This is a genomic window from Myxococcales bacterium (assembly GCA_016716835.1).
Taxonomy (GTDB): Bacteria; Myxococcota_A; Polyangia; order Haliangiales; family Haliangiaceae; genus JADJUW01.
In genome coordinates, this window is sequence record JADJUW010000001.1 from 976,647 (window position 1) to 996,495 (window position 19,849).

The 19,849-nt window shown below is 65.2% G+C and carries 20 protein-coding genes and 1 tRNA gene; 10 read left to right on the forward strand and 11 right to left on the reverse strand.

The window, feature by feature from the left end:
* Positions 1-73: 73 nt before the first annotated feature.
* The 3 genes from IPL79_04325 to IPL79_04335 are packed head-to-tail and all read left to right on the forward strand — an operon-like array spanning position 74 to position 2,240.
* A complete protein-coding gene (locus IPL79_04325) occupies positions 74-469 on the forward strand; it encodes a Smr/MutS family protein (protein ID MBK9070215.1) in 396 nt (131 codons plus the stop codon).
* Entirely contained in the window at positions 466-744 is a 279-nt protein-coding gene (locus IPL79_04330; GenBank protein MBK9070216.1) for a hypothetical protein, read from the forward strand. The genes IPL79_04325 and IPL79_04330 overlap by 4 nt, the downstream gene beginning before the upstream one ends.
* Before the next feature lie 8 nt (positions 745-752).
* Positions 753-2,240, forward strand: coding sequence for a D-alanyl-D-alanine carboxypeptidase (locus IPL79_04335; protein MBK9070217.1), 1,488 nt, complete (start codon positions 753-755; stop codon positions 2,238-2,240).
* Positions 2,241-2,249: 9 nt separating this feature from the next.
* Here the strand turns inward: IPL79_04335 and IPL79_04340 are convergent, their stop codons facing one another.
* From IPL79_04340 to IPL79_04355, 4 genes are all read right to left on the reverse strand, one after another.
* Complete coding sequence (locus IPL79_04340; GenBank protein ID MBK9070218.1) at positions 2,250-2,642, reverse strand: RidA family protein; 393 nt, start codon at positions 2,640-2,642, stop codon at positions 2,250-2,252.
* Positions 2,643-2,809: 167 nt separating this feature from the next.
* Positions 2,810-2,882 (reverse strand) — tRNA-Val (locus IPL79_04345).
* A gap of 54 nt (positions 2,883-2,936) precedes the next feature.
* Entirely contained in the window at positions 2,937-3,620 is a 684-nt protein-coding gene (locus IPL79_04350) for a hypothetical protein (protein ID MBK9070219.1), read from the reverse strand.
* Positions 3,617-3,910, reverse strand: coding sequence for a hypothetical protein (locus tag IPL79_04355; protein ID MBK9070220.1), 294 nt, complete (start codon positions 3,908-3,910; stop codon positions 3,617-3,619). Before IPL79_04355 ends, IPL79_04350 begins: the two co-directional genes overlap by 4 nt.
* 146 nt (positions 3,911-4,056) lie before the next feature.
* Here IPL79_04355 and IPL79_04360 point away from each other — a divergent pair, with 146 nt between their 5' ends.
* Together IPL79_04360 and IPL79_04365 are read left to right on the forward strand one after the other, a co-directional pair.
* Positions 4,057-4,434: an NUDIX domain-containing protein gene (locus IPL79_04360; GenBank protein ID MBK9070221.1), complete on the forward strand. Its 378-nt coding sequence runs from the start codon at positions 4,057-4,059 to the stop codon at positions 4,432-4,434.
* Positions 4,435-4,570: 136 nt separating this feature from the next.
* Entirely contained in the window at positions 4,571-5,797 is a 1,227-nt protein-coding gene (locus tag IPL79_04365; GenBank protein ID MBK9070222.1) for a sigma-70 family RNA polymerase sigma factor, read from the forward strand.
* On the opposite strand, the gene IPL79_04370 is transcribed toward IPL79_04365, so the two are convergent.
* Genes IPL79_04370 through IPL79_04395 form a run of 6 tightly spaced genes read right to left on the reverse strand, consistent with a single transcriptional unit; the run spans position 5,794 to position 14,219 of the window.
* Entirely contained in the window at positions 5,794-6,420 is a 627-nt protein-coding gene (locus IPL79_04370; GenBank protein ID MBK9070223.1) for a 3-oxoacid CoA-transferase subunit B, read from the reverse strand. The two genes, IPL79_04365 and IPL79_04370, sit on opposite strands and share 4 nt — an antisense overlap.
* Before the next feature lie 8 nt (positions 6,421-6,428).
* On the reverse strand, positions 6,429-7,145 hold the full coding sequence (locus IPL79_04375; GenBank protein MBK9070224.1) for a CoA transferase subunit A: 717 nt from the start codon (positions 7,143-7,145) through the stop codon (positions 6,429-6,431).
* 16 nt (positions 7,146-7,161) lie between these two features.
* Positions 7,162-7,962, reverse strand: coding sequence for an aspartate aminotransferase family protein (locus IPL79_04380; GenBank protein ID MBK9070225.1), 801 nt, complete (start codon positions 7,960-7,962; stop codon positions 7,162-7,164).
* Entirely contained in the window at positions 7,950-8,417 is a 468-nt protein-coding gene (locus IPL79_04385) for an aminotransferase class III-fold pyridoxal phosphate-dependent enzyme (GenBank protein MBK9070226.1), read from the reverse strand. The genes IPL79_04380 and IPL79_04385 overlap by 13 nt, the downstream gene beginning before the upstream one ends.
* The gene (locus IPL79_04390; GenBank protein MBK9070227.1) at positions 8,414-9,619 is read right to left on the reverse strand and encodes a hypothetical protein; all 1,206 of its coding nucleotides are present in this window, start codon (positions 9,617-9,619) and stop codon (positions 8,414-8,416) included. Before IPL79_04390 ends, IPL79_04385 begins: the two co-directional genes overlap by 4 nt.
* A 7-nt stretch (positions 9,620-9,626) precedes the next feature.
* On the reverse strand, positions 9,627-14,219 hold the full coding sequence (locus IPL79_04395) for an aldehyde dehydrogenase family protein (protein MBK9070228.1): 4,593 nt from the start codon (positions 14,217-14,219) through the stop codon (positions 9,627-9,629).
* Positions 14,220-14,464: 245 nt separating this feature from the next.
* On the opposite strand from IPL79_04395, the gene IPL79_04400 reads away from it, so the two are divergent.
* The 5 genes from IPL79_04400 to IPL79_04420 all read left to right on the forward strand — a co-directional run bounded on the left by IPL79_04400 (position 14,465) and on the right by IPL79_04420 (position 18,612).
* Entirely contained in the window at positions 14,465-16,168 is a 1,704-nt protein-coding gene (locus IPL79_04400; GenBank protein MBK9070229.1) for a SpoIIE family protein phosphatase, read from the forward strand.
* Between the two features lie 164 nt (positions 16,169-16,332).
* Complete coding sequence (gene rpmG / locus IPL79_04405) at positions 16,333-16,506, forward strand: 50S ribosomal protein L33 (GenBank protein ID MBK9070230.1); 174 nt, start codon at positions 16,333-16,335, stop codon at positions 16,504-16,506.
* Positions 16,507-16,528: 22 nt separating this feature from the next.
* Entirely contained in the window at positions 16,529-16,765 is a 237-nt protein-coding gene (rpmB, locus tag IPL79_04410) for a 50S ribosomal protein L28 (GenBank protein MBK9070231.1), read from the forward strand.
* A gap of 91 nt (positions 16,766-16,856) precedes the next feature.
* Complete coding sequence (locus IPL79_04415; GenBank protein MBK9070232.1) at positions 16,857-17,300, forward strand: hypothetical protein; 444 nt, start codon at positions 16,857-16,859, stop codon at positions 17,298-17,300.
* Between the two features lie 34 nt (positions 17,301-17,334).
* A complete protein-coding gene (locus IPL79_04420) occupies positions 17,335-18,612 on the forward strand; it encodes a hypothetical protein (protein ID MBK9070233.1) in 1,278 nt (425 codons plus the stop codon).
* On the opposite strand, the gene odhB is transcribed toward IPL79_04420, so the two are convergent.
* Entirely contained in the window at positions 18,595-19,815 is a 1,221-nt protein-coding gene (odhB, locus tag IPL79_04425; GenBank protein MBK9070234.1) for a 2-oxoglutarate dehydrogenase complex dihydrolipoyllysine-residue succinyltransferase, read from the reverse strand. The genes IPL79_04420 and odhB overlap by 18 nt on opposite strands.
* Positions 19,816-19,849: the final 34 nt, after the last annotated feature.

Genomic DNA, 19,849 nt, shown 5'->3' on the forward strand with positions numbered 1-19,849 from the left:
ACGGCGCGACGGGCAAAGCGATCGGTGCGGAAAAATAGTTGGCCCGCCCCGAGGAATGCCGCATGCTTATCTCATGCTCGCCGCGCACCCCTCGCCGTCTGCCATGGCAATTCCGCTGCGGGAAGATGGCTGGATCTTGGCGCATGCGCCAGGCGTCGGCAAGGCCGAGCTGGCCGCCTTCCGGCAGGGCAAGCGTCGCCCCGCCGCGAGGCTTGATCTGCACGGAAAAAAAGCCGCCGAGGTCGCAAGCGCCCTAAGCACGTTCATTCAGGATGCGCAGCTTCGCGGCCTGGGGACGGTGCTCGTGATCTTCGGTCGCGGCAATCATTCGATCGGCGGCGGCGTGCTGCGCGATGTCACCTATGATCTGGTCGTAAGCGGATCGATCGCTGGCGTCTTGGCCATCGCGAGCGCACGGCCCGCGGATGGCGGCCTCGGCGCGGCATATCTCTGGGTGGGACCAACATGAGGCACGCACCACGCGTGCTCGCCTGCCTTGCGCTGGCGCTGGCCATCCTTGCGCCAGGCGCGCAGGCGGTGCATGCCAAGCCCAAGCAGGGCTCAACGGCAAAAACTAAAAAACCCGCGGCGAAGTCTAAGACCGCGAAGTCGGCAAGGGTCGCCAAGCCCGCGCCGGCGCTGCCACGCGTCGAGGTCGGGCTCGCCGCGGGCGCGCCCGGCACCGTGGACTACGCGGCCGCTTTGGCCGCCAACAGGCGCTGCAAGAACAGATGGCGAGGTTAGGCGGCGCGGTGACGGGGCTCTACGTTGCAGATAGCGCAACCGGCGCCACCTTGTTTTCCCACCAGGCCGAGCGCCCGCTAAACCCAGCATCGAACACCAAGCTCGTCTCAACGGCCGCGGCCATCGCCCTGCTTGGCGCTGATTATCAGTATGCGACGCGGGTGGTTGGGGCGATGCCAAAGCAAGGCGTGGTCGCGGGTGGCGTCTACCTGCGCGGCAACTACGACCCAACGCTAGATACGGCCGACATCGCCGCGCTGGCGCAGGCGGTGGCGCAGGCCGGTATCACGTCGATCGAGGGCAACGTTTACATCGGCAATCCAGCGACGCGAGATGGTATTTACGGCGGCGGCTACAGCGTGCGCGTAGCCGCAGGTAAGGTTGGCAAGGCGCCGTCGCTATCGCTTTTTCCGCCGCTGCCGGGCGTCGTGCTCGTGAATCGCGCGACGACGACGGGTAAGCGCCGTAGCGCGATCTCGGTCCGCACGGAGGCGGGCCGCGATGACCACGGGGCGGCGATCCTGCGCGTCATCGTGACGGGCAAGGTGCGTAAGGGCCGCGCCGTCAGCCATCACGTCGCGCCTAAGCATGTTGGTCGGTTCACCGCGGAGCTGCTGAAGTGGCGCCTTGCTGGCGCCGGCGTCGCCGTGGCGGGCCATGTTGAAGTGCGCGAGTTTGACGAATTCGTCGCCGGCCTGGCCGCTGCCGGCACGCTCGCGACGGACCTCGCCGTCCACGAATCGGCGCCGCTGGCGGCGATCATTGCCACCGTCAACAAGCGCAGCGTCAATTGGCTTGCGGACCGCGTGATCTATACCGCGGCGGCGATCGCGGGTCAGGCGGAGCCTTCGCGGACGCTGGGCATCGAGGCGATGTATGCCTGGCTTGCCGACATGCCGGGGGTAAGCCGAGCCGCGGTGAATTTTGACACCGGCTCGGGCTTGTCATATGAGACGCGGATCAGCGCGGCTCACATCGTGGCGACGCTGCGCGCCGCGGGGGGATATTCGCATTTGCTGGCCGAGGGCGCAGCCGCGGCGTTTCGCGCCTCGCTCGCCGTCGGCGGCCAAGACGGCACGCTGCGCGCGCGCTTTAAGCACGGCTTGCATGGTCGCGTGCTGGGCAAAACGGGCACGCTCAATCCGGTCATCGCCCTCGGTGGCTTTCTAACGCCGGCCAAAGGCGCGCATAGCCGGCGCGAGCTGGTGTTCGCGATCGTCAGCAACGAGCTGCGCCCGCGCCAGCATGGCGTCGCCAAAGTCGCGCATGAACAGATGGTAAAGGCCCTCGCCGACTACCTCGACGGGCAAATCGCGCGGGACGCGCTGGAGGGACCTGCCCCGGAGGCTGCCGCCGAGACCGCCGCGGACGCGGCCGAACCTGCCGAACTCAGCGACGAGATGCCAACAGGCCATTCGGCCGATGCGCCCGCGGTGACCGAAGAGGTCATCCCCGAGGTAGAGGATGAGCCAACCGTGCCCGCTTCGGCGCCCTAGGGCGCTCCGTTAAAAGATCGCGTGGACTTCGATTTCGACGCGCACGTCGCGCGGCAGGCCGGCCACCGCGACCGTCGACCGCGCCGGTTTGTGCGTTCCAAAGCGCGCTTGATACACTTCGTTCATCGCCGCGAAGTCGGCCATGTCGCGCAGGTACACCGTCGTCTTAACGACGTCAGCCATGGTCGCGCCCGCGGTGGCAAGCAGCCCGGCGATGTTGGTCATCACTTGCGCCGTTTGTTCGGCGACGGTGTTGCCGACCACCTGCCCCGATGCCGGGTCGAGCGGAATTTGCCCGGAGCAGTAGAGAAATTGCGCGCCCGCAAGGCTCACCGCAATAGCTTGGCTATAGGGGCCAATCGCCGCCGGTGCCTGATCCGAATGGATGACCTTTTTTTCCATAGGCGAGAGCGTATCTCATAACCTCTCCCGTCGCGAGCGAGGCCAGCTTGGCAGCTGGCGGCGTTGCTCAATCGGCCCATACAACCAGTATGAGCCTCTTTCGCGCCTTGCCAGCTAACCAACCTGCCTCTCGCTCGCTCGGCCCGAGGTTATGAGATACGCTCTAGTAGGCGCAGTAGGGATTGAACCTACGACTTCCACCGTGTGAAGGTGGCACTCATACCGCTGAGTTATGCGCCCGAACCGGTGTTTGGTAGCCGATTGCGCGTTTGGTGTCAACCCGGGCTCGGCGCGCTACCGCTTGCGTTTTTCGTCAAAGCTAGCCGTCGCCTCGGAGGTTGGATTCCAATCGATGAGTTCAGCGGCGTCGAGGCGCTCTTCCCCCAAGTCGAGCTCCACGTCCGCCATGGCGGGCTTAGGTTCAATGGTGGGTGGCTTGGCGCGCACGGTCGCCGCCGATTGCGGGCGCCGCCCTGGAACAACGCTCGGCGCGCTCATCGCGGCGGCAGTTGGGTTGGGCGCGCTGACGCGACTCCATTGCGCAGACGGCCGCGCCACCACCGGACCGCGCGCGGCGGCCTCGGCGGCCTGGCTCGGGCGAACAGCGGGGACGGCAACCGTCGCCTCGGTTGGGCCAGCCTTGCTGCTACTCGTCGCCGCGCCCCAGGTTGCGGCGGGCACGCTGTGCGCGCCGGCGGTGCCAAACTGTGCCCCCCCGACATCGAGCAGCATCGCAGCCGAAATCTCGGTTGGCATGTGAGTTACGATGGTATCGAGATCGATCGCACCCATCACGGCCTCGGCGTCGGCCTTGCCTCCGGTCACCAACGCCCCCAGCAACTTTGCCCAGATGGCGCGAGGCAGATGAGCGGCCATCACCTCGGGCGTGATGTGGCGCAGGATATCGGCGGCGGTAAGAAAGCCCTCATCGCGCGCAATGCGCAGCGAGGTGAGCAAGAAAAGCTGTAGGTCGTTCATGCTTCACCCGTGCCGTTCGCGAGGCCAGCCGCCAGACATGCCCAGAGAATATTGTGTGGCAAATAGGTCACGAGCGTCTCAGTTGAAACGTGGGCGAGCACGGAGTCCGGGGTGAATTGGCCCGACTGCAGCGAGCTCGCGAGCAATTGCGCGAGCAGCTCAGGCGGCAAGTGCTCAGCCATGAGTTCGGGCGTGGCATGGGCCACGAGCGCTGCCGGCGAAATCACCTTGTGCGTGAGGCCCGCCTCTACCATCCGCGCAAGCCATCGGGCGCGAGTGTCATTGCTCATGCCTCGATCGTCGCATACGGTGATCACAATGTCGACATGGCGGCGCCAATGCGTTGCATATTCGCCGCGGTTGCCGCAACTTAGCGCCGATGGGCGCTTCCCAATCTCGTCATCGAGAGTCGTCAGGTACGGTGTTGTACCGACGTGTGGGCAACGACGTCGAAATTTTGCTCGTGCATCCGTCGGGAAACTTCAATCGCCGCGCGCCATGGGGCATTCCCAAGGGCCAGCCGCATGAGGGGGAAACCCTCGAAGACGCGGCGAGGCGCGAAACGTGGGAGGAGACCGGCATCGTGGTGGAGACGCTGCTGCCCATGGGGCTGGTCGAATACACGCGGTCGTCCAAGCGCGTCCATGCGTTTGTCGGCGAGGCGCCCGCGGGCGTCGTGCCGCGGTGCGCGTCGCACGAAGTCGACAAGGTGCAGTTCATTGAGCTATCGCGCGCCCGGCGCATAATGCATCCAGACCAGGTCATTTTTGTCGACCGCCTCATCGCGTTTCTTGCAGATCCTTTGGCGAGCTAGCTGGCCACCTACCCATAAGGGCAGCCGCCGGTAGCACGCTTAAAAAACAACGAATTTGTGAAACCGGCCCGGAGGTTGGTCGTAGTGAAGGTATCGAAGGCTGCCGCCGCGCAGCCGACCCTTCAAGGAGAACCCCATGGGCACTCAAATCGCATCACCTGCCGCCTCTGACAATTTCCTGTCTGCCTATTTCCGCGACTTAGCAGTCCAGCCGCTGCTTACCGCCGAGGACGAGCTATCGCTGGCCAAACAACTGGCTGATGCTGAAACACGGGCCTGGGCCGTGGTGCTCTCGTCGCGCACAATGGCGCGGTTTGTGGCTGTGACCTTAGGCGGCAAATTAGAGCCGCGCGTGAACTTCGCCCCGCTCGCAGCGGCCTATCAACTGCCGCGTGCCAATAAGTCGCAGCGCGGGGCGCGCGACGTCGTGCTCCGCCGCGAAATTCGCCAGACGGCGCGGCTGCTTCGCGCATCTGACCTCGACCGAAATCATATTGACTGGATCCTTCGCGAGTTGACCGCGCTTGGCCTCGCCGGGGATGTCAACGCAGCGGTCACGGCGTTGCCGACGCGGGTTCGGCCCGCCTCGGTGACTGCACGGCTGCCCTTGGTGCGCCAGCACTACCTTCGCGCCTCGCAAATCCGCGATACCTTCATCCGCAGCAACCTGCGCCTGGTCGTCACCATGGCCCGCCGCTTCGATCGCGGCGGTATGCCCTTGGCCGATCTAATTCAGGAAGGCAACTTGGGGCTGATGCACGCCGTGGGTCGCTACGATCACCGCCGGGCGCTGCGGTTTTCGACGTACGCATGTTGGTGGATTCGCCACGCCATTGGTCGCGCGCTCGCTGACAAGGCGCGTGCGGTGCGCATTCCGGTGCACATGCTCGAGGCGCAGGCGCAGCTACAAAAAGTTCAGCAACGCCTGACGGCCGAGCTTGGGCGGCCGCCGTCGCCACAAGAGGTCGCCAAAGAGGCGCGCGTGCCGCTCGCGAAGATCAACCAAATGCATCGCTACCTGCTCGGCAGCGCGATCTCGCTCGATCGCCCGGTTCACGACGACGACGACCGCACCATGGTGGACACGATGGCCGACCCCGCCAGCGATATCTCACCGGTTGATACCATGACGATGAGGTCGCTCGGTGACCAAATTTCTCAAATGGTCGAGCGGCTCTCGCCCATCGAGGCCGAGGTCATTCGCCAACGGTTTGGCCTGGCCGAGGACGACGAGCAAACCTTTCGCGAAATCGGCGATCGCCATCACCTCTCGCGCGAACGCATCCGCCAGATCCAAAACGCCGCGCTCGGCAAGCTGCGCAAGGCGCTAGAGCGCGAGCACCGCGGCGTCGTCGTCTTTTAAGCAAGCGGTGCACCCGTGACGAGCTCGACCTGCGCTCGCGCAACGCCAGGTGCGAGCTCGACGATCGCAAAGCCACCGCTCGGGGTTGGGTCGAACACGCCGAGCTCGGTGATCACGCGCGAGACGACGCCAACGGCGGTGAGCGGATAGGTGCAAGCCCCGACCAGCTTGGCCTCGCCATCCTTGGTCGCGTGATTCATTAAGACGATGATGCGGCGCGCGCCCGAGGCCAAATCCATCGCGCCGCCGATGCCAAGCATCTTGCCGCCGGGCACCGCCCAGTTGGCGAGGTCGCCACGCGCCGAAACCTGCATTGCACCTAGGATGGCGAGATCGACGTGGCGGCCGCGAATCATCGAAAACGATAGCGCCGAGTCAAACGTCGAGCCTCCGGGCAGGACGGTCACGGTTTGCTTGCCCGCATTGATGAGCTGCGGATCTTCCTCGCCATCATAGGGAAATGGCCCCATGCCGAGCAGGCCGTTTTCGCTGTGCAGCCAGGCGTGCCCCGCCGGCAAGTAGTCGGCGACTTGCGTCGGCAGCCCGATGCCTAGATTGACGATCGAGCCCGCCTCGATCTCCGCCGCCGCGCGCCGCGCCATGTCTTCTTTATTCCACACCATGGATGCTCCTATGCCTCCGGCCGAGGTCGGTTGGTCTTGAACTCGATATGGTTTTCGTGCTCGGGCACCTCGAGCACGCGGTGGACAAAAATGCCAGGGAGATGCACGTCGTCGGGATCGAGGTCGCCTAGGCCGCATACCTGATCCGCTTCGACCACGGTTGTGGTCGCCGCCGAGGCCATCAGCGGCGAAAAATTGCGCGCCGTGCGCCAAAAGCGAACATTGCCAAATGGGTCGGCACGGTGGGCCCGAATCAGCGCAAAGTCGGCGTGCAGCGCGTGCTCAAGCACATACTGCCGGCCGCCAAATTCGCGTGCCTCCTTGCCCTGCGCGACCACGGTGCCCGCGCCGGTCGGCGTGAAAAACGCGGCGATGCCCGCGCCCGCGGCGCGCATGCGTTCAGCGAGCGTGCCCTGCGGCGTCATCTGGACCTCGACGTCGCCGCGCGCCATTGCCTTGTGAAGATCCTCGTTGTTGCCAATGTAGCTGCAGATCACCTTGGCGACGATGCCCGCTTGCAGCCACGTCGCGAGGCCCTTGCCAAGGCTGCCCGCATTATTGGAGATGAGGGTGAGGCCCGTTACGCCCAGCGTGGGCACCGCGGCAATCAGCGCCTCGGCGTTGCCGCACAGGCCAAAGCCGCCGACCATGACGCGCATCCCTGATTGCAGACCCGCGAGGGCCTCCGCGGTCGACGCGCAAACTTTTTTCTGATGTCGTCCCATGCTCTCTCCTTAGGCCTTAGGCAAAGGCGGCGCGCGCCGCGGCGGTAAAGCGGGCCATGCCATCGGCAAGCTCGGCGCTGGTGATGCAAAGTGGCGGCGTAATGATGGCCGTCTGGCGCGAGGCATCGACATGGAGCGCCACATGGCGCGCCGCCAACTCGCGCGCGAAGGCCTGCCACGCCGGCAGCTCGGCGGTGATTTCGAGGCAGCCCATCAGGCCAAGGCTGCGCGCCTTGACCGCGCGCGGGGCGAGCGCGGCGGCGGTGGCCTGCAACGCTTGACGCAACTGCGGAGCTAGCGCTTCGGCATTTTGATACATGCCCTCGTCTTCGTACGCCGTTAGCGCCGCCACGCCCGCGGCGCATCCAAGCGGGTGCGCATAGTTGGTGAGGCCGCACGCGAGCACGACGTCGTCAAAATGGTCCGCGATGCGCTTGTGCACGATCACCGCCGACAGCGGCGCATAGCCGCCGGTGAGCGCCTTGGCCACCGTAATCATGTCGGGCACGACGCCCCAACGCTTGTGCGCAAACGGCAGCCCGGTGCGACCAAACCCGGTGAGCACCTCGTCGGCAATCAGCAGCGCGCCGTGTTTCGCGCAGGCGGCGGCGATTGCCGGCCAATAGGTATCGTGCGGGATATAGACGCCATTGGCGCCAGGCACCGGCTCGAAGATCGCCGCCGCAATGGTGCCGCGCCCTTCAAACGTCATGATCGCGTCGAGCTCGCCCGGACAGGTCGCCGCGCACGCCGCAGGCGCGTGGCCATGGGCACAGTGGTCGATCGAGCAATCGTTGACGTGAATCACGCCAGGCATCCCGGGCTCGGCCGCGATGCGTCGCCAATCGCCGGTAAGCGCGATCGCGCCTGCGGTGGCGCCGTGATAGCTGCGATAGCGCGAAATAAATTTATGCCGTCCCGTAAACTGGCGCGCGATCTTGAGCGCGTTCTCGTTGGCCTCGGCGCCGCCGAGCGCAAAAACACCTTGCTGTAACTCGGTCCTGCCAGCGCCAGCAGTTTTTCCGCGAGCTGGCGCTTGGCGGCAAACTCGGTGGACGGAGCGACCAGGCACAGCTCGCCGGCCTGCTTAATAATGGCGGCCGTGATGCCGGGGTGGCCATGGCCTGCATTGGCTTGATACGACAGCGCGCCGAGGTCGAGCCACGCTTGGCCGTCGCTGGTCGTAAAGTGCGCGCCGCGTCCGCCGGTCATGTGCTGCGGCTTGGCGTGGCGTTGCGCCGTCCACGTGTAGAAATAGGGATCTGGGCTCATGGGGTGCCTTTGCTTGCCGTCGCGGAGCCGGCAGCGAACGAATATATTTCGGGCGCCACGCCATTGATGAGGCCACTCTGCGCCCACAGCGTGCCCGCCGTCAGGTTCATCGCGATCGCGCCACACGTCGCCGCGCCGTGCGGATTAGCCGACGTCGAAATATTGGTGCAAACGGAATTGGGCCAGCCGTCGGTCGAGCCAAGGCGCCGCCACAAGTCGGTTAGGTCAGCGACGGGCGTGTGCTCGATGCTGCTCGTTAACCAATCATAGCGCGCTTGCGTGGTGCTCGTAGGTGGCACCTTAGAAGCCGCCGCGACCTCAGGATGCAGACAATGATTGGTGTGCCAATAACTCTGCTTGGGCTCGCGGCGGCTGTCAAATAGCACCTCGCGCCGCTGCCCCGAGGTTTCGATGCCGAACGCCTCGGTGGCATCGGCGACAAAATAGTGATGCCCCGAACCGACCGGGCTGGCTTTCAAGACCTCAAACGCGGCACGTGCGGTGGTTTCGCGCAGCGCGCGACGCACGATGGCCGGCCACACCAGGCCAACCGTCGCATCGGTCGAGAACAGATTATTGATGCAGACGCCGACGTTGTATTCATTCATGCCGGCGAGGCCCAGGCAGCCCGTGAGACCAAGCAGCCACGCCGCCGGCGCCGGGCCCGCGCTCGGCACATGCAGCATCATCACGTACGGAATTGCCGTAGCGTGCATGTCCCAGGTCTGGCCGAGCAAGGCGTCGCCACCCGCGGTTGACCACACCACGCTGCAGCCGCCCGGATCGCCCGCGTCGGCGGTGCTAGGCTGTGCCCCACGGGAGGCGGTCGCGTCTGCATAGTGGCTAGGTACCGCCAGGCCGCGCGCGCGCAATTCCGGCGCCCATTGCCAGTCCGCTTCCGTGGGCGACAGATCGCGCAAGTCGGTATAGTGGTTGGCGATTGCGATGTCCTCGGGCGATACCCGTGCGCCCTCGGCGATGCCGCATAGTTCATCGTACAGCGCCGCATCAACGTGGCGTAGCGCCACGAGATGTGGTCGGGCAGCGCGGCGCGCGGCCTCCACCGAGGCAAAGCCGCCGACGCGTGTGCACAAGTAGCCGCGAATTTCGGCAAGCGCCGCGATCTCATGACGAAACGCCTCGCCGTGCGCCCTGCCCCACTGCGTCGGCGTATGTCCGGGTTGGTAGTGCAGCGTGCGCATAGGCGACCTAGCGCAGCTCCTCGGCGACGGCGCCAGCCAGGCGCGACGCGGCCGCCATGGCTTCATCGAGCTTGGGCGCAATAACGACTGTGCCATTTGGGTAGCGGCGCGTGTGCAAGCCGCGCCTTGCGAAGGCCTCCACGACTTTGCCGGCATCGGCGCCGGCCGCAATCGTGCGGTATAGGCCCGCGCCGTGGTGGGCATAGCGTCCCTCGAGCGCGCCGAGCGCGCGATCCAGCGCAACCACGCCAGCCGCGACATCGATCGTGCGCGCCGCGCGCAGTTGATGATAGTGGCGAATTAGCGAGAGCTCATCGCCATCCCACGTCGACACCAACGCCATCGGCGTCGATACGAACCACTTCGGCGTACAGTGGACATAGCCCGTCTGGCCGCCCGACCACCACAACATGACGTCGGGCATCAGGCCCGAACTGGGGCTGAGAAACGCGCCCTGCCCGCTGCGATAGAGCGCAGTCGTCGTCTCGACGGCCACCATTGGCACGCCAACCTCACGCGCAAGCACCGCGAGGCCTTCGAGGTATTCTGGTGGCAGCACCCACCCGGTGCGCTCCTGCACCAGTTCATAGTAAAACCCGATAATGTCATCGGCGCCATGCTCGGCAATGGTGGCGCGCAACGCCGCGAGCGCCGCCTTGGCGCCGACGGTCTGAGGATGCGGCACGCGGGGCCAGCGAAAGTGGCCGGGGCCGCCATGGTGCAGCGACGGATCCGACAGCGAGCGCGTCGAAGCGATGGTATGGCCGACGTAGCCGCCCTCGAGTCCGATCGCGAGATTGGCCTTCTTGCGGGTGCAGCGCAGCAAGCGCAGCGATTTGTCAAAGCTTTCGTCGCGGCTCGATGTGAGATACAGATGCTGCATCTCGGGCACGATGGCGCCCAACCACTCGATCGCGCGCACGATGCCCGGCGTGACGTAGTTGAGCACCGTCAACTTGTTAACCGTCGGGCCATACAGCGCGCCCGCGCGCTCCGCCGCGACCAGGCTCGCCGTCGGGTGCGCAAATGGATCGATCAGGCCGTTGCCGATGTCGATCGCGACGTGTTCGGCCGAAGGCGCTGCCGTCGCCTTTGGCGCTAACCCGCGATCGGGCGCAAACGCGCCGAGCGGGATGCGATAGTAAATGGCTTGCCCTTCTGGATCGGCGTATTGACCATTGAGCACGTTGACGACATGCGCGCCAAAGACGCGATTGAGATGCGTCATCTGCGCGGTACGGCCGACGCGATTGCGCCCCGTGACGTAGGCGTAGCGCAAGGTGCCGTCGGCGCGGCGACACGACTTCGCGGCGCGGAGCTGCAATTCTTTGAGCTTGCGGCCGACGCCGGCGTTTTGATAGCGCGGCGCGACGGTGATGGACGCGGAGTACATCGTGTTTTGCTTGCCGAGCATGACGTCTTCGCTCGGGCCTTCGACATCTGCCGAATGCTCTAGCGGCGCGCCGATGGCAAAACCGACGAGCTGCCACGTGCCGCTGGCGCTCTTGGCTTCGCAGATGATTGCCGACCCCTCTGCGTCTTGCAAGGCGGCGCGAATCTCGGCCGGCGGCGTGCGCCGCGCTGGCTCATAAACTTGATACTCGATATCCAAGATCGCCGGCAAGAGGTCCATCGCCTCGCTGCCCGTGATGTCGCGGTAGCGCAGCTCGACGTCGTTGTCAGCCGCCGCCGTTGCCGGCGCCGGAAAGTCGTCCCACTCAGGCGCCTTCTTGCCCGGATGCGCATCGAGCCACGCCAGCGAGCGGCGAATGGCGTCAAACAGCAAATCAATTTCGCGCGCGTAAAACGTCTCGGACAAGCGGTACCGCACGGTCTTGGTGCCAGCGGCAAAGGCGATGGCGCCGCGCCAGAACCGCTGCGCGAGGAAGGCCTCGAGCAACGCCGGCGTTGGCACATCAAACGCCAGCGCATAGCCGGTCGCGCGCGGGTATTGCACTAGGTGCGGAAAGGCGGCCGCGATATCAGCGAGCTTGGGGCGCACCAACGCCTCGATGCGCGCCGCCGCGTGGCCCGTCGACATCATCTCGGCGTGCAGGCGCCCGCGCACCAACGACGCGCCGTGCGTCGGCACCGGCTCGGGGTCGTCAAAGCGGCTCATCACGACGCCAACCTGCGCGCGCTTGGCAAACGTCACGGCATCGGGATAGTCAGGTTGGCCGCGGCTGGTGAGCAGGCGAAACATGGAGTGCCACGCAAATGGCCCGCCCAGGCCAAAGCCAACTTGCACCTCGTCGAAGACCAAGAACGTGTCGTGAAAGCGTGTAAGCAAGCGCAGCGCGCGATAGAAACGCTCGGTCGCATAGCGATCGCCGCCTTCTGATTGCATCGGCTCGATGATCACGCAGAAGTAATTTCCCGTCGCGAGTTGCTGATGGGTCGCCAGCAGCGATCGGGCATCTTGCGCCAGCAGCGCATCGTCATCCGCGGCAAAGCGCTCGAGTTCCGCGGCATCGCCCGAGGCGCAAGCCGCATAAAACCCCGAGGGCGCGGCGGGCTCGACGCCGGGATGATTCCACACCGGAAACGGCATGAACCCAAGCTCATAGCCGGCGAGCTCAAACGGCGCACGCTTGCTCGGGCTATGCGTCGCATGCAGCGACAGCAGCGTGCGGCCGTGAAAGCCACCTTCGAACGCGAGCACGCGATTTGCGAGGGGCCGCGTGCAGTTGAGCTTGCACAGCAACATCGCCTTCTCGTTGGCCTCGGCGCCCGACGCGACAAACGTTACGTGCGGCACGCCCGAGACTAGCTGCCTCAACGTCTCGGCAAAGGCCTCGGTCTCGTGGCAATCAGGGGCGGTGGTGTCGCGCGTCGACATCACCGTGTCGCGAAACTCGCCCTCGACGAAGGCCTTGACCACAAGGTCTTCCGAAAAACCGCCGCAAACGGTTGCGGTCTGCGACATGCTATCGAGGATGGAAAGCGGCTCGTCGTCGACAGAGACAAACCACGGTCCCGACGAACGCAGGTGGTCAAAGACCGGCAGCTTCTTTTCTTTGGCGATGCGGTCGCCGGCGTAGAGCCGTTCGATCCATGCCGCGGACGTTGGCAGGTGGCCGCCAGCTGGGCGACGCAGCCCCGACGGCCGCGGCGCGTCGACCAGCGATCGCGCCAGCTCGCTGCGCTCTTCGCGGTCGTGCTTGTCGGCCAGCGCGTCGAGATCCGGCGCGGGCAACAGCGCGACCAACTGCGCATTCGGCACCAGGCTGCCCGAGGTCTGCGTCAGCATGGCCACGGCGCTCACCGCGCTGCGATGCGCAAACGCGCCGCCTGGTCGGTAATTGCCGCTCTTGCCAACGCCGCCAAACGGCAGGCGTGGGCTGGCGAGATTTGTCGATCGATTGCTGTTCCAAATGCCCGCTCGCGCGCGCGCCGCGAGGCGGCCGATGCGCCCCGCGTCGTCAGAGAAGACCGCGTTGGCAAAGCCGTACGGGCTGGCGTTCAGCACCTGCACGACCTCGTCTTCGTCGACAAACGTCTCGACGCAGAGGTCGGGGCCGAACACCTCGATATCGGTATAGCCCGCGACGTGATGGACGCCGTCGGGCAGCCGGTGCACCGAGGCGGTGAGGTAGGCGCCGCCAGGCCGCACCTCGCCCTTGACGACCGCTTCGGCACCGGCGCGAACCGCGCGGTCAGTGGCCGCGACCACTTTGTCGCGCGCGCCAAACGTGGCCAGCGGGCCCGCAAACGCCTTCGCGTCATCGGGATGACCAAATGGCAAGAGGCGCGCCGCATGCGCCAGCGCGTCGATGAACTTCGGCGCGATGTGCTTTTGCACCAACACGCGGTCGGTGCAGGTGCAACGCTGCCCCGCCGACAGATAGCCGCCGATCAGAATCTCGTGCACCGCTTGCCGCAACGAGGCGTCGTCAAACACGATCGAGACGTTCTTGCCGCCCATCTCGAGCGCGACCAGCAGCTCGGGCCGCGCCGCGGCGGCCGCGTTGATCTTTAGGCCCACGTGCGACGAGCCGGTAAAATAGAGGCCGTGCACCAACGGGTTGGCGATGAGCGCCTCGCCGACGGCGGCGCCGCCAAGGACGACGTTGAGCACGCCCGGTGGCAAGTTGGCCGCCTGCGCCGCCTGCGCATAACGCTGCCCGGCGAGCGGCGTGATGTCAGACGGTTTAATGACAACCGCATTGCCGGCGAGCAGCGCGGGCACCGCGTAGGCGTGACAGAGGTGCAACGGGAAGTTGTAAGGGCCGATGACGCCGACCACACCGAGGGGCTGATAACGCAAGGCCTCGCCCGGCGCGACCGCGCCCTCTTTGAGATCTTGATCGATGGCGGCTTTGCTGAGATCGAAACGGCCGAGCAGCGCGGCGACTTCCTGTTTCGCCTCGACGCGCAGCTTGCCGGTTTCCAGCACGATGGCGTCGACGAGGTCGGCCTGCATCGCCGCAATCGCCTCGCGAAAGGCCATCAGCTTGGTAAACCGTTGGCCGCGCGAAAGCGCCGCCCATGCCGGCTGCGCGGCCGCGGCGGCCTCACACGCGGCCCCCGTCGCCTCGGCATTCCACGGCGCGGAAAACACCACGGCGCCATCGGCCGCGGGGTTCTTAGATGTCAGCATCTCGCCCGTTGGCAGGACGAATTCTCCCCCGATAAAATTGCCTAGTGCGCGCACCCATGTTGGGTACTCCGGCCCCTTAGGACGGTCAAGTAAATCCCGTTCAACTTCCTGGGCAACATCAACTCGTACGGGGCTGCCACAAAGCGACGGCGCCGGCCATACGGGCCTCACCTGCCTCATCAGGTAAACGACTGAAAACGTGAGGAAATTTGCAACGCCTTGGCGATCTTCGGTATATAGCCGCCGTGGAGATGCTCGCCTTTGTCGCAGGTCCGGAACTCGGACGGCAGGTGCGTCTCACCGGCGACTCCTACACGCTTGGGCGGCGCACCGACTGCGAAATCTTTATTCCGGATATGCGGGTGTCGCGCCACCACGCGCGCGTGTTTCGCGACGGGGCGTCGTGGTTTGTCGAAGACCTCGGGTCAAACAATGGGACGTTTCTCAACAACGTGAGGCTCGCGTCACGACGCGAACTCGGCGGTGGCGCCTTGCTGCGGGTCGGCCAGCATGTGCTGGAGTTTCGCGTGCGCACGGTGCAGCCAGCCCCAGGGCCACGCACGTTGGTTGGCGAGCGCGCCGACGCCGAGATCACGACCGGCATGACCACCCCCAGCTCGCTGATGGGGTATTTCTCAAATGTCCCCAATCTCGAGCGGCGCATGCGCGTGCTGACGGCGTTGCTCGAGGCCTCGGCGCATACCGCCGATCTGGCGAGCCTTTGGCAAACCCTGGGCGAGCAGCTCGCCTTGATGTGGCCCGATTCCGTGCACGTTGCGATCATGGTCCGCGAGGCCGACGAGGCGCTGCAAATAAAGTTTCAGCGCAACCTCGGGACGACGGAGCTGGTGCTGCCCAGCCACTTGCCGGGCTATCTCGCGACCAATCCGCAGGCGGTGCTCCTCACCGATAGCGGCCTCGGCCGTTCGCCGGCCGGCTATGCCATCGCGGCGCCGTTGCGCGTCACCGTCGCCGGCGATGCGCCCGCGCACGCCTCGGTCGGCATTATCTATATAGAGGCACCCTCGCCTCACTTTCGCGACGTCGATGTCGAATTGCTCCAAAGCATCAGCGCGCATGCCTCGTTGGCGATGAGCGCCTTGCGCATGCAACACGATCTTGGGCGGCAAAAGCGCATGGAGCTCGACCTCGCCATGGCGCGCCAGATTCAACGCTCGCTGCTGCCCAAGTCGCCGCCGCACGTGGTGGGCCTAGAGTTCGCGGTGCATTACGAGCCTGCCTATCAGGTCGGGGGCGATTTTTACGATTTCATCTGGCTCGACGAGACGACGCTGGCGTTCATGGTCGGCGACGTCGCCGGCAAGGCGGTCGCCGCCGCGATCTATATGGCGCGCCTCACCTCCGAGATCCGCTCGCGCGCCGGCATTGCGCGCTCGCCGGCGCGGCTCGTGGCGCGGGTCAACAAAGAGATGTTTGCGCTCGGCGAGGACGGCATGTTCGCGACGCTGCTCTATGGCACCTATGATTTGACCACGCGAACGATGGTGTTTACCAACGCTGGCCACTGTCTGCCGTTGCTCAAGCGCGGCGATCGCGTGTTTTCGCTCGAGAGCGAGCGGGCGCAGGTGCCGCCGCTGGGCGTGATGCCTGACCCGGAAGTTGGCGAGGCGCGGGTAACGCTTGAGCTTGGCGACATGATTTTCTTGGTCACCGACGGCATCTTAGAAGCGGAGAACGAGCCGGGCAGCTACTACGGCCTGCGCCGGCTCGTGCGCCGCATTGCCTCAGCGCGAGGGAACGTCGAAGACGTCGCGAAGGCGGTGTTGCAGGATATGGATAGCTTTACCCGCCAGCGCGCCGCGCGCGATGACGTGACGCTGCTGGGCATGTCGGTCGGCGACCGCCGCGCCCGGCGGCAAACCGATACCCTGCCCGGCCTGGTGCAAGGCTCGGCGGGCGATGACATCGCGCCAAGCGATCAAAAATGAACCTGACTCAAGCCTGGGCCCACGGCGGGTCGCCGGGTCAATCACCGGACTGATCTGAGCGGGCGATGGCCTTGCAACCCAAAATACGTTGTGGCATACGTTGGGGCCCGCAGCGATTGGCCCCTGCAAGCGCGACGGCAAAACCCTCCTTGGGGAATGAATTTATGGCGAAAAAAGGCAAATCAGGTCGCGAACTCATTCGGTTGGTTTCAACTGCCGATACGGGGTTCTTTTATGTCACCTCTAAGAATCGCAAGCGGACGCCCGATAAGCTCGTCTTGAAAAAGTACGACCCCGTCGCGCGCAAGCACTGCGAATTTAAAGAATCCAAGATCTAAGATCTTACTAAGCGAGGACGCCATGTCACGTATTTGTCAAGTAACCGGAAAATCGCCGCTCGTCGGCAACAACGTCAGCCACTCCAACCGCCACACCAAAAAGCGCTCGGAGATTAACCTCATCAGCAAGCGCCTGTGGTTTGCCGAGGAAAAGCGATGGCTCTCGCTGCGCCTTTCGGCCCGCGCCCTGCGCACCATTAACAAAAATGGTCTCGCCTCGGTGGTTGCCGACATGCGTCGCAACGGCCTGAAGATCTAGGCTCTCGCATTATCAACGGCTCTAACCGGGCCTCTCGCCGCGCGGCTTTCGCTGACGCGGCGTTTGCATTTGTGTGTAGTGTCGAGTGGTAATGCATCGTCGAATCGTCGTCGCCTTTTTTGTCCTGTCTGCTCTGGGCGGCTGCCGCGCGCGCGTCACGCCATTGACAGGATCGCCGGAGCAGTTCTGCGAGGCGCTTGATGCCAGCGACTACGGCACCGCGCAGCGCATATTGCGGCGAGACCATGCGCGGGCGATGGAGGCGGCAGGGTTCTCGGAGTCTTCCCCAGCAGCCGTCGAGACTCAGGTTGCGGTAGATGCCGTGGTGGAGTTGCTGAAGGCGGAGAGATGCGCTAGCCGCATTGAGGTGGCCACTGGGGTCATTCGCACCGAGCCGCCAATCAAGAAAATCAGGTTTTCCGCCACCGGGCATCACCACTGTGTCGTCGAACTCTCCTTTTCTCAGTCATTTCCGATTCAGCTACGCTGCGAGCAACGCCGCCCGACGCCAATGCCAAGGCCGCCGTCGCGGTAAGACAGCGAGGTGGCGATTGGGCTAGGATGCCGCCATGCGCATCTCTTGGCTATTGCTTTACTGCGGCATGGCTGGTGCCGCCTGCCAAAAGGGCGCGCCGAGGTCGCCGACCGCGCTACCCGCTATTGAGGTGGTCCCGGGGCTGCGCGACCTTGCACCGCCGACGTCGTTGCTCGATGTCGATCTGGCACCAAGCGGCGCATGGCGGGTCGCCGTCGCGCACCGCACGGCGTCGCGCAATCAGGTTGAGATCATCAATCTTCAAACTCCTGACGCCGCCGCGCAAGTCGTCGAAGATGCCCAGTGGGCGGCGCTGGATCCCGGGCGAGACAGCATTCTTGTCGCGGCGCCGCCGGCGGGTGCGGATGCGTCGCGGTTGGCCACGCTGCCCGAGCTGCGCCTTTCGCTCGTTGATGCCACCGGTGGCGAGACGTGCGGGCTTACGCTTGAGGGGACCGGCCGCATGACCACCTCCGCGATGGCCGCGAGCGAGCACGGACTGGCATGGTCCGGTGAGGTGACCGGCGCGTTGCGGGCGGGTGCGCATCACGTAACGGCGTCGCAAGATGGCGATGCCGTCGTCGTCCTGATGTCGCGCACGTGCGAAGTAACCGGCGTCTCCATGCTGGCGGGGCCCGATTTTGAGAGCGTGATTGCGCTGAGCGCGTGGCCCGGGCGCGGTGCGGAGGCGCAGGCGGATTGGCTCATCATTGGGCGTTTCGCCACGCGCGCGCTGCTTGCAACCACGCCCCTCGACCACCGCCCCGTGGCCCGGGCCTCGGCGCGGCGTGGTGGCACGTCCCATTCGATGGTGGCCGCGGTGTTGTCGCCGGTGGGTGAGGTGCAGTGGACAACCACGCTTTCAAGTACCGCGCCCCTCTTTGCAGCCGCGGTACGGGTCGCCCCAAGCGGTGAACGCGCGGCGATCGCCGGCACCATGCGTGGCGGCGCGGTGATCGTCGATGGCGGCAGCGAGCGCGAACTTGCGGCCACGGCCGCGGCGGGCGATGGCTTTGTATGGGAGCTTGGCCGCAATGGCATGACGAAGGCTATCAGCCGCATGGCGCTGCAGGAGGGCGCGTCGGTTGCGGGCTTGGTGGCGCGCGGCGAGGCCTGGCACGTCTTAGTCGCCGATGCCAGCGGCGGCTTTGTGGCTCGCGCCGGTCGCGAGGCGTGGGACAACATCCTGCGCCTGGAGGTACCAACGCCAGCCGCGCTGTGGCTGGCGCCAATCGTCGCAAGCCGAACGCTGTTGCTGGTCAGCTATGACGGCAAGAACCTGCGATGGCAGGGCTTAGACCGAGAGCAATAAGCGCTCGGGTTGCTCGATGCGCTCTTTGACGGCGACCAAGAATGACACGGCTTCTTTGCCGTCGACGACGCGGTGATCGTAGGTCAGCGCGAGGTACATCATCGAGCGAACCTTGACTTCGTCACCGATGACGACCGCGCGCTTGACGATGTTGTGCATACCCAAAATTCCGGTTTGCGGAAAATTGAGCAGCGGCGTCGACATCATCGAACCGTAGATGCCGCCGTTGGTGATCGAAAACGTGCCGCCGATGAGGTCTTCCATCGCCAGCTTGCCGGTACGCGCCTTTTCGGCGAGCTGGCCAATGCCTCCTTCGATTTCGGCAAACGACAGCGCATCTGCGTCGCGCAGCACCGGCACTACCAAGCCCTTGGGCGTGGAGACGGCGACGCCGAAGTCGTAGTGGTGCTTGTAGATGATCTTGCTGCCATGGACCTCGGCGTTGACGCCGGGAAAGAGGCGGGATGCCTCGACGCAGGCCTTCACAAAGAACGACATAAAGCCGAGCTTGACGCCGTGCTGCTTCTCGAAGCTGTCTTTAAAGCGCGCGCGCAGCTCCATGACCGCCGTCATATCGACCTCGTTGAACGTGGTGAGCGACGCGGTTTCGTGCTGCGCTTGCACTAGGCGCTCGGCGATGCGCTTGCGCAGCGGCGACATTTCGATGACCTCGTCGCGCTCGTCGACCTGCAGCGGCGCCTCGGGCGCGGCGCTCGCGACTTTGCTGGTCGCGGCGGGCAGCGCGTTGTTGTGGCGCGCGACCTGACGCTGCGACGGCGGCAGCTTAAGCAAGGCGTCGCGATTCAAGGCGGAGCCTGCGCTGGTCGTCGCGACGCTCGCGGCGGCGGTTTTGGCTGGTGAGGCCGCGCCGTTGCTGCTCGCGGTGGCGGGCTTCGCAGCCGCAGACGCAGCAGCTGCGGGCGCTGCCGCCACCGTTGCTGCTTTGGGTGCCGCTGCGCTGCCTTTGGCGCCAGCGGCAACCTGCCCCAACACCTCGCCGACTTTCACCGTCGATCCAACGGCTGCGCGTTGTTCCGATAGCGCACCGGCCACCGGCGCCGGCAGCTGCACCGTAATCTTATCGGTTTCCAGCTCAAGCACGTTCTCATCGGCCGCGACCGCGTCGCCGACGTTTTTAAGCCAGCGCCCTACGACGGCCTCGGTGATCGATTCGCCAAGTGGTGGAACAATTAAATCAGCCATGCTTTTGTCCTATCTCAACTATCGGTCGTGCCAA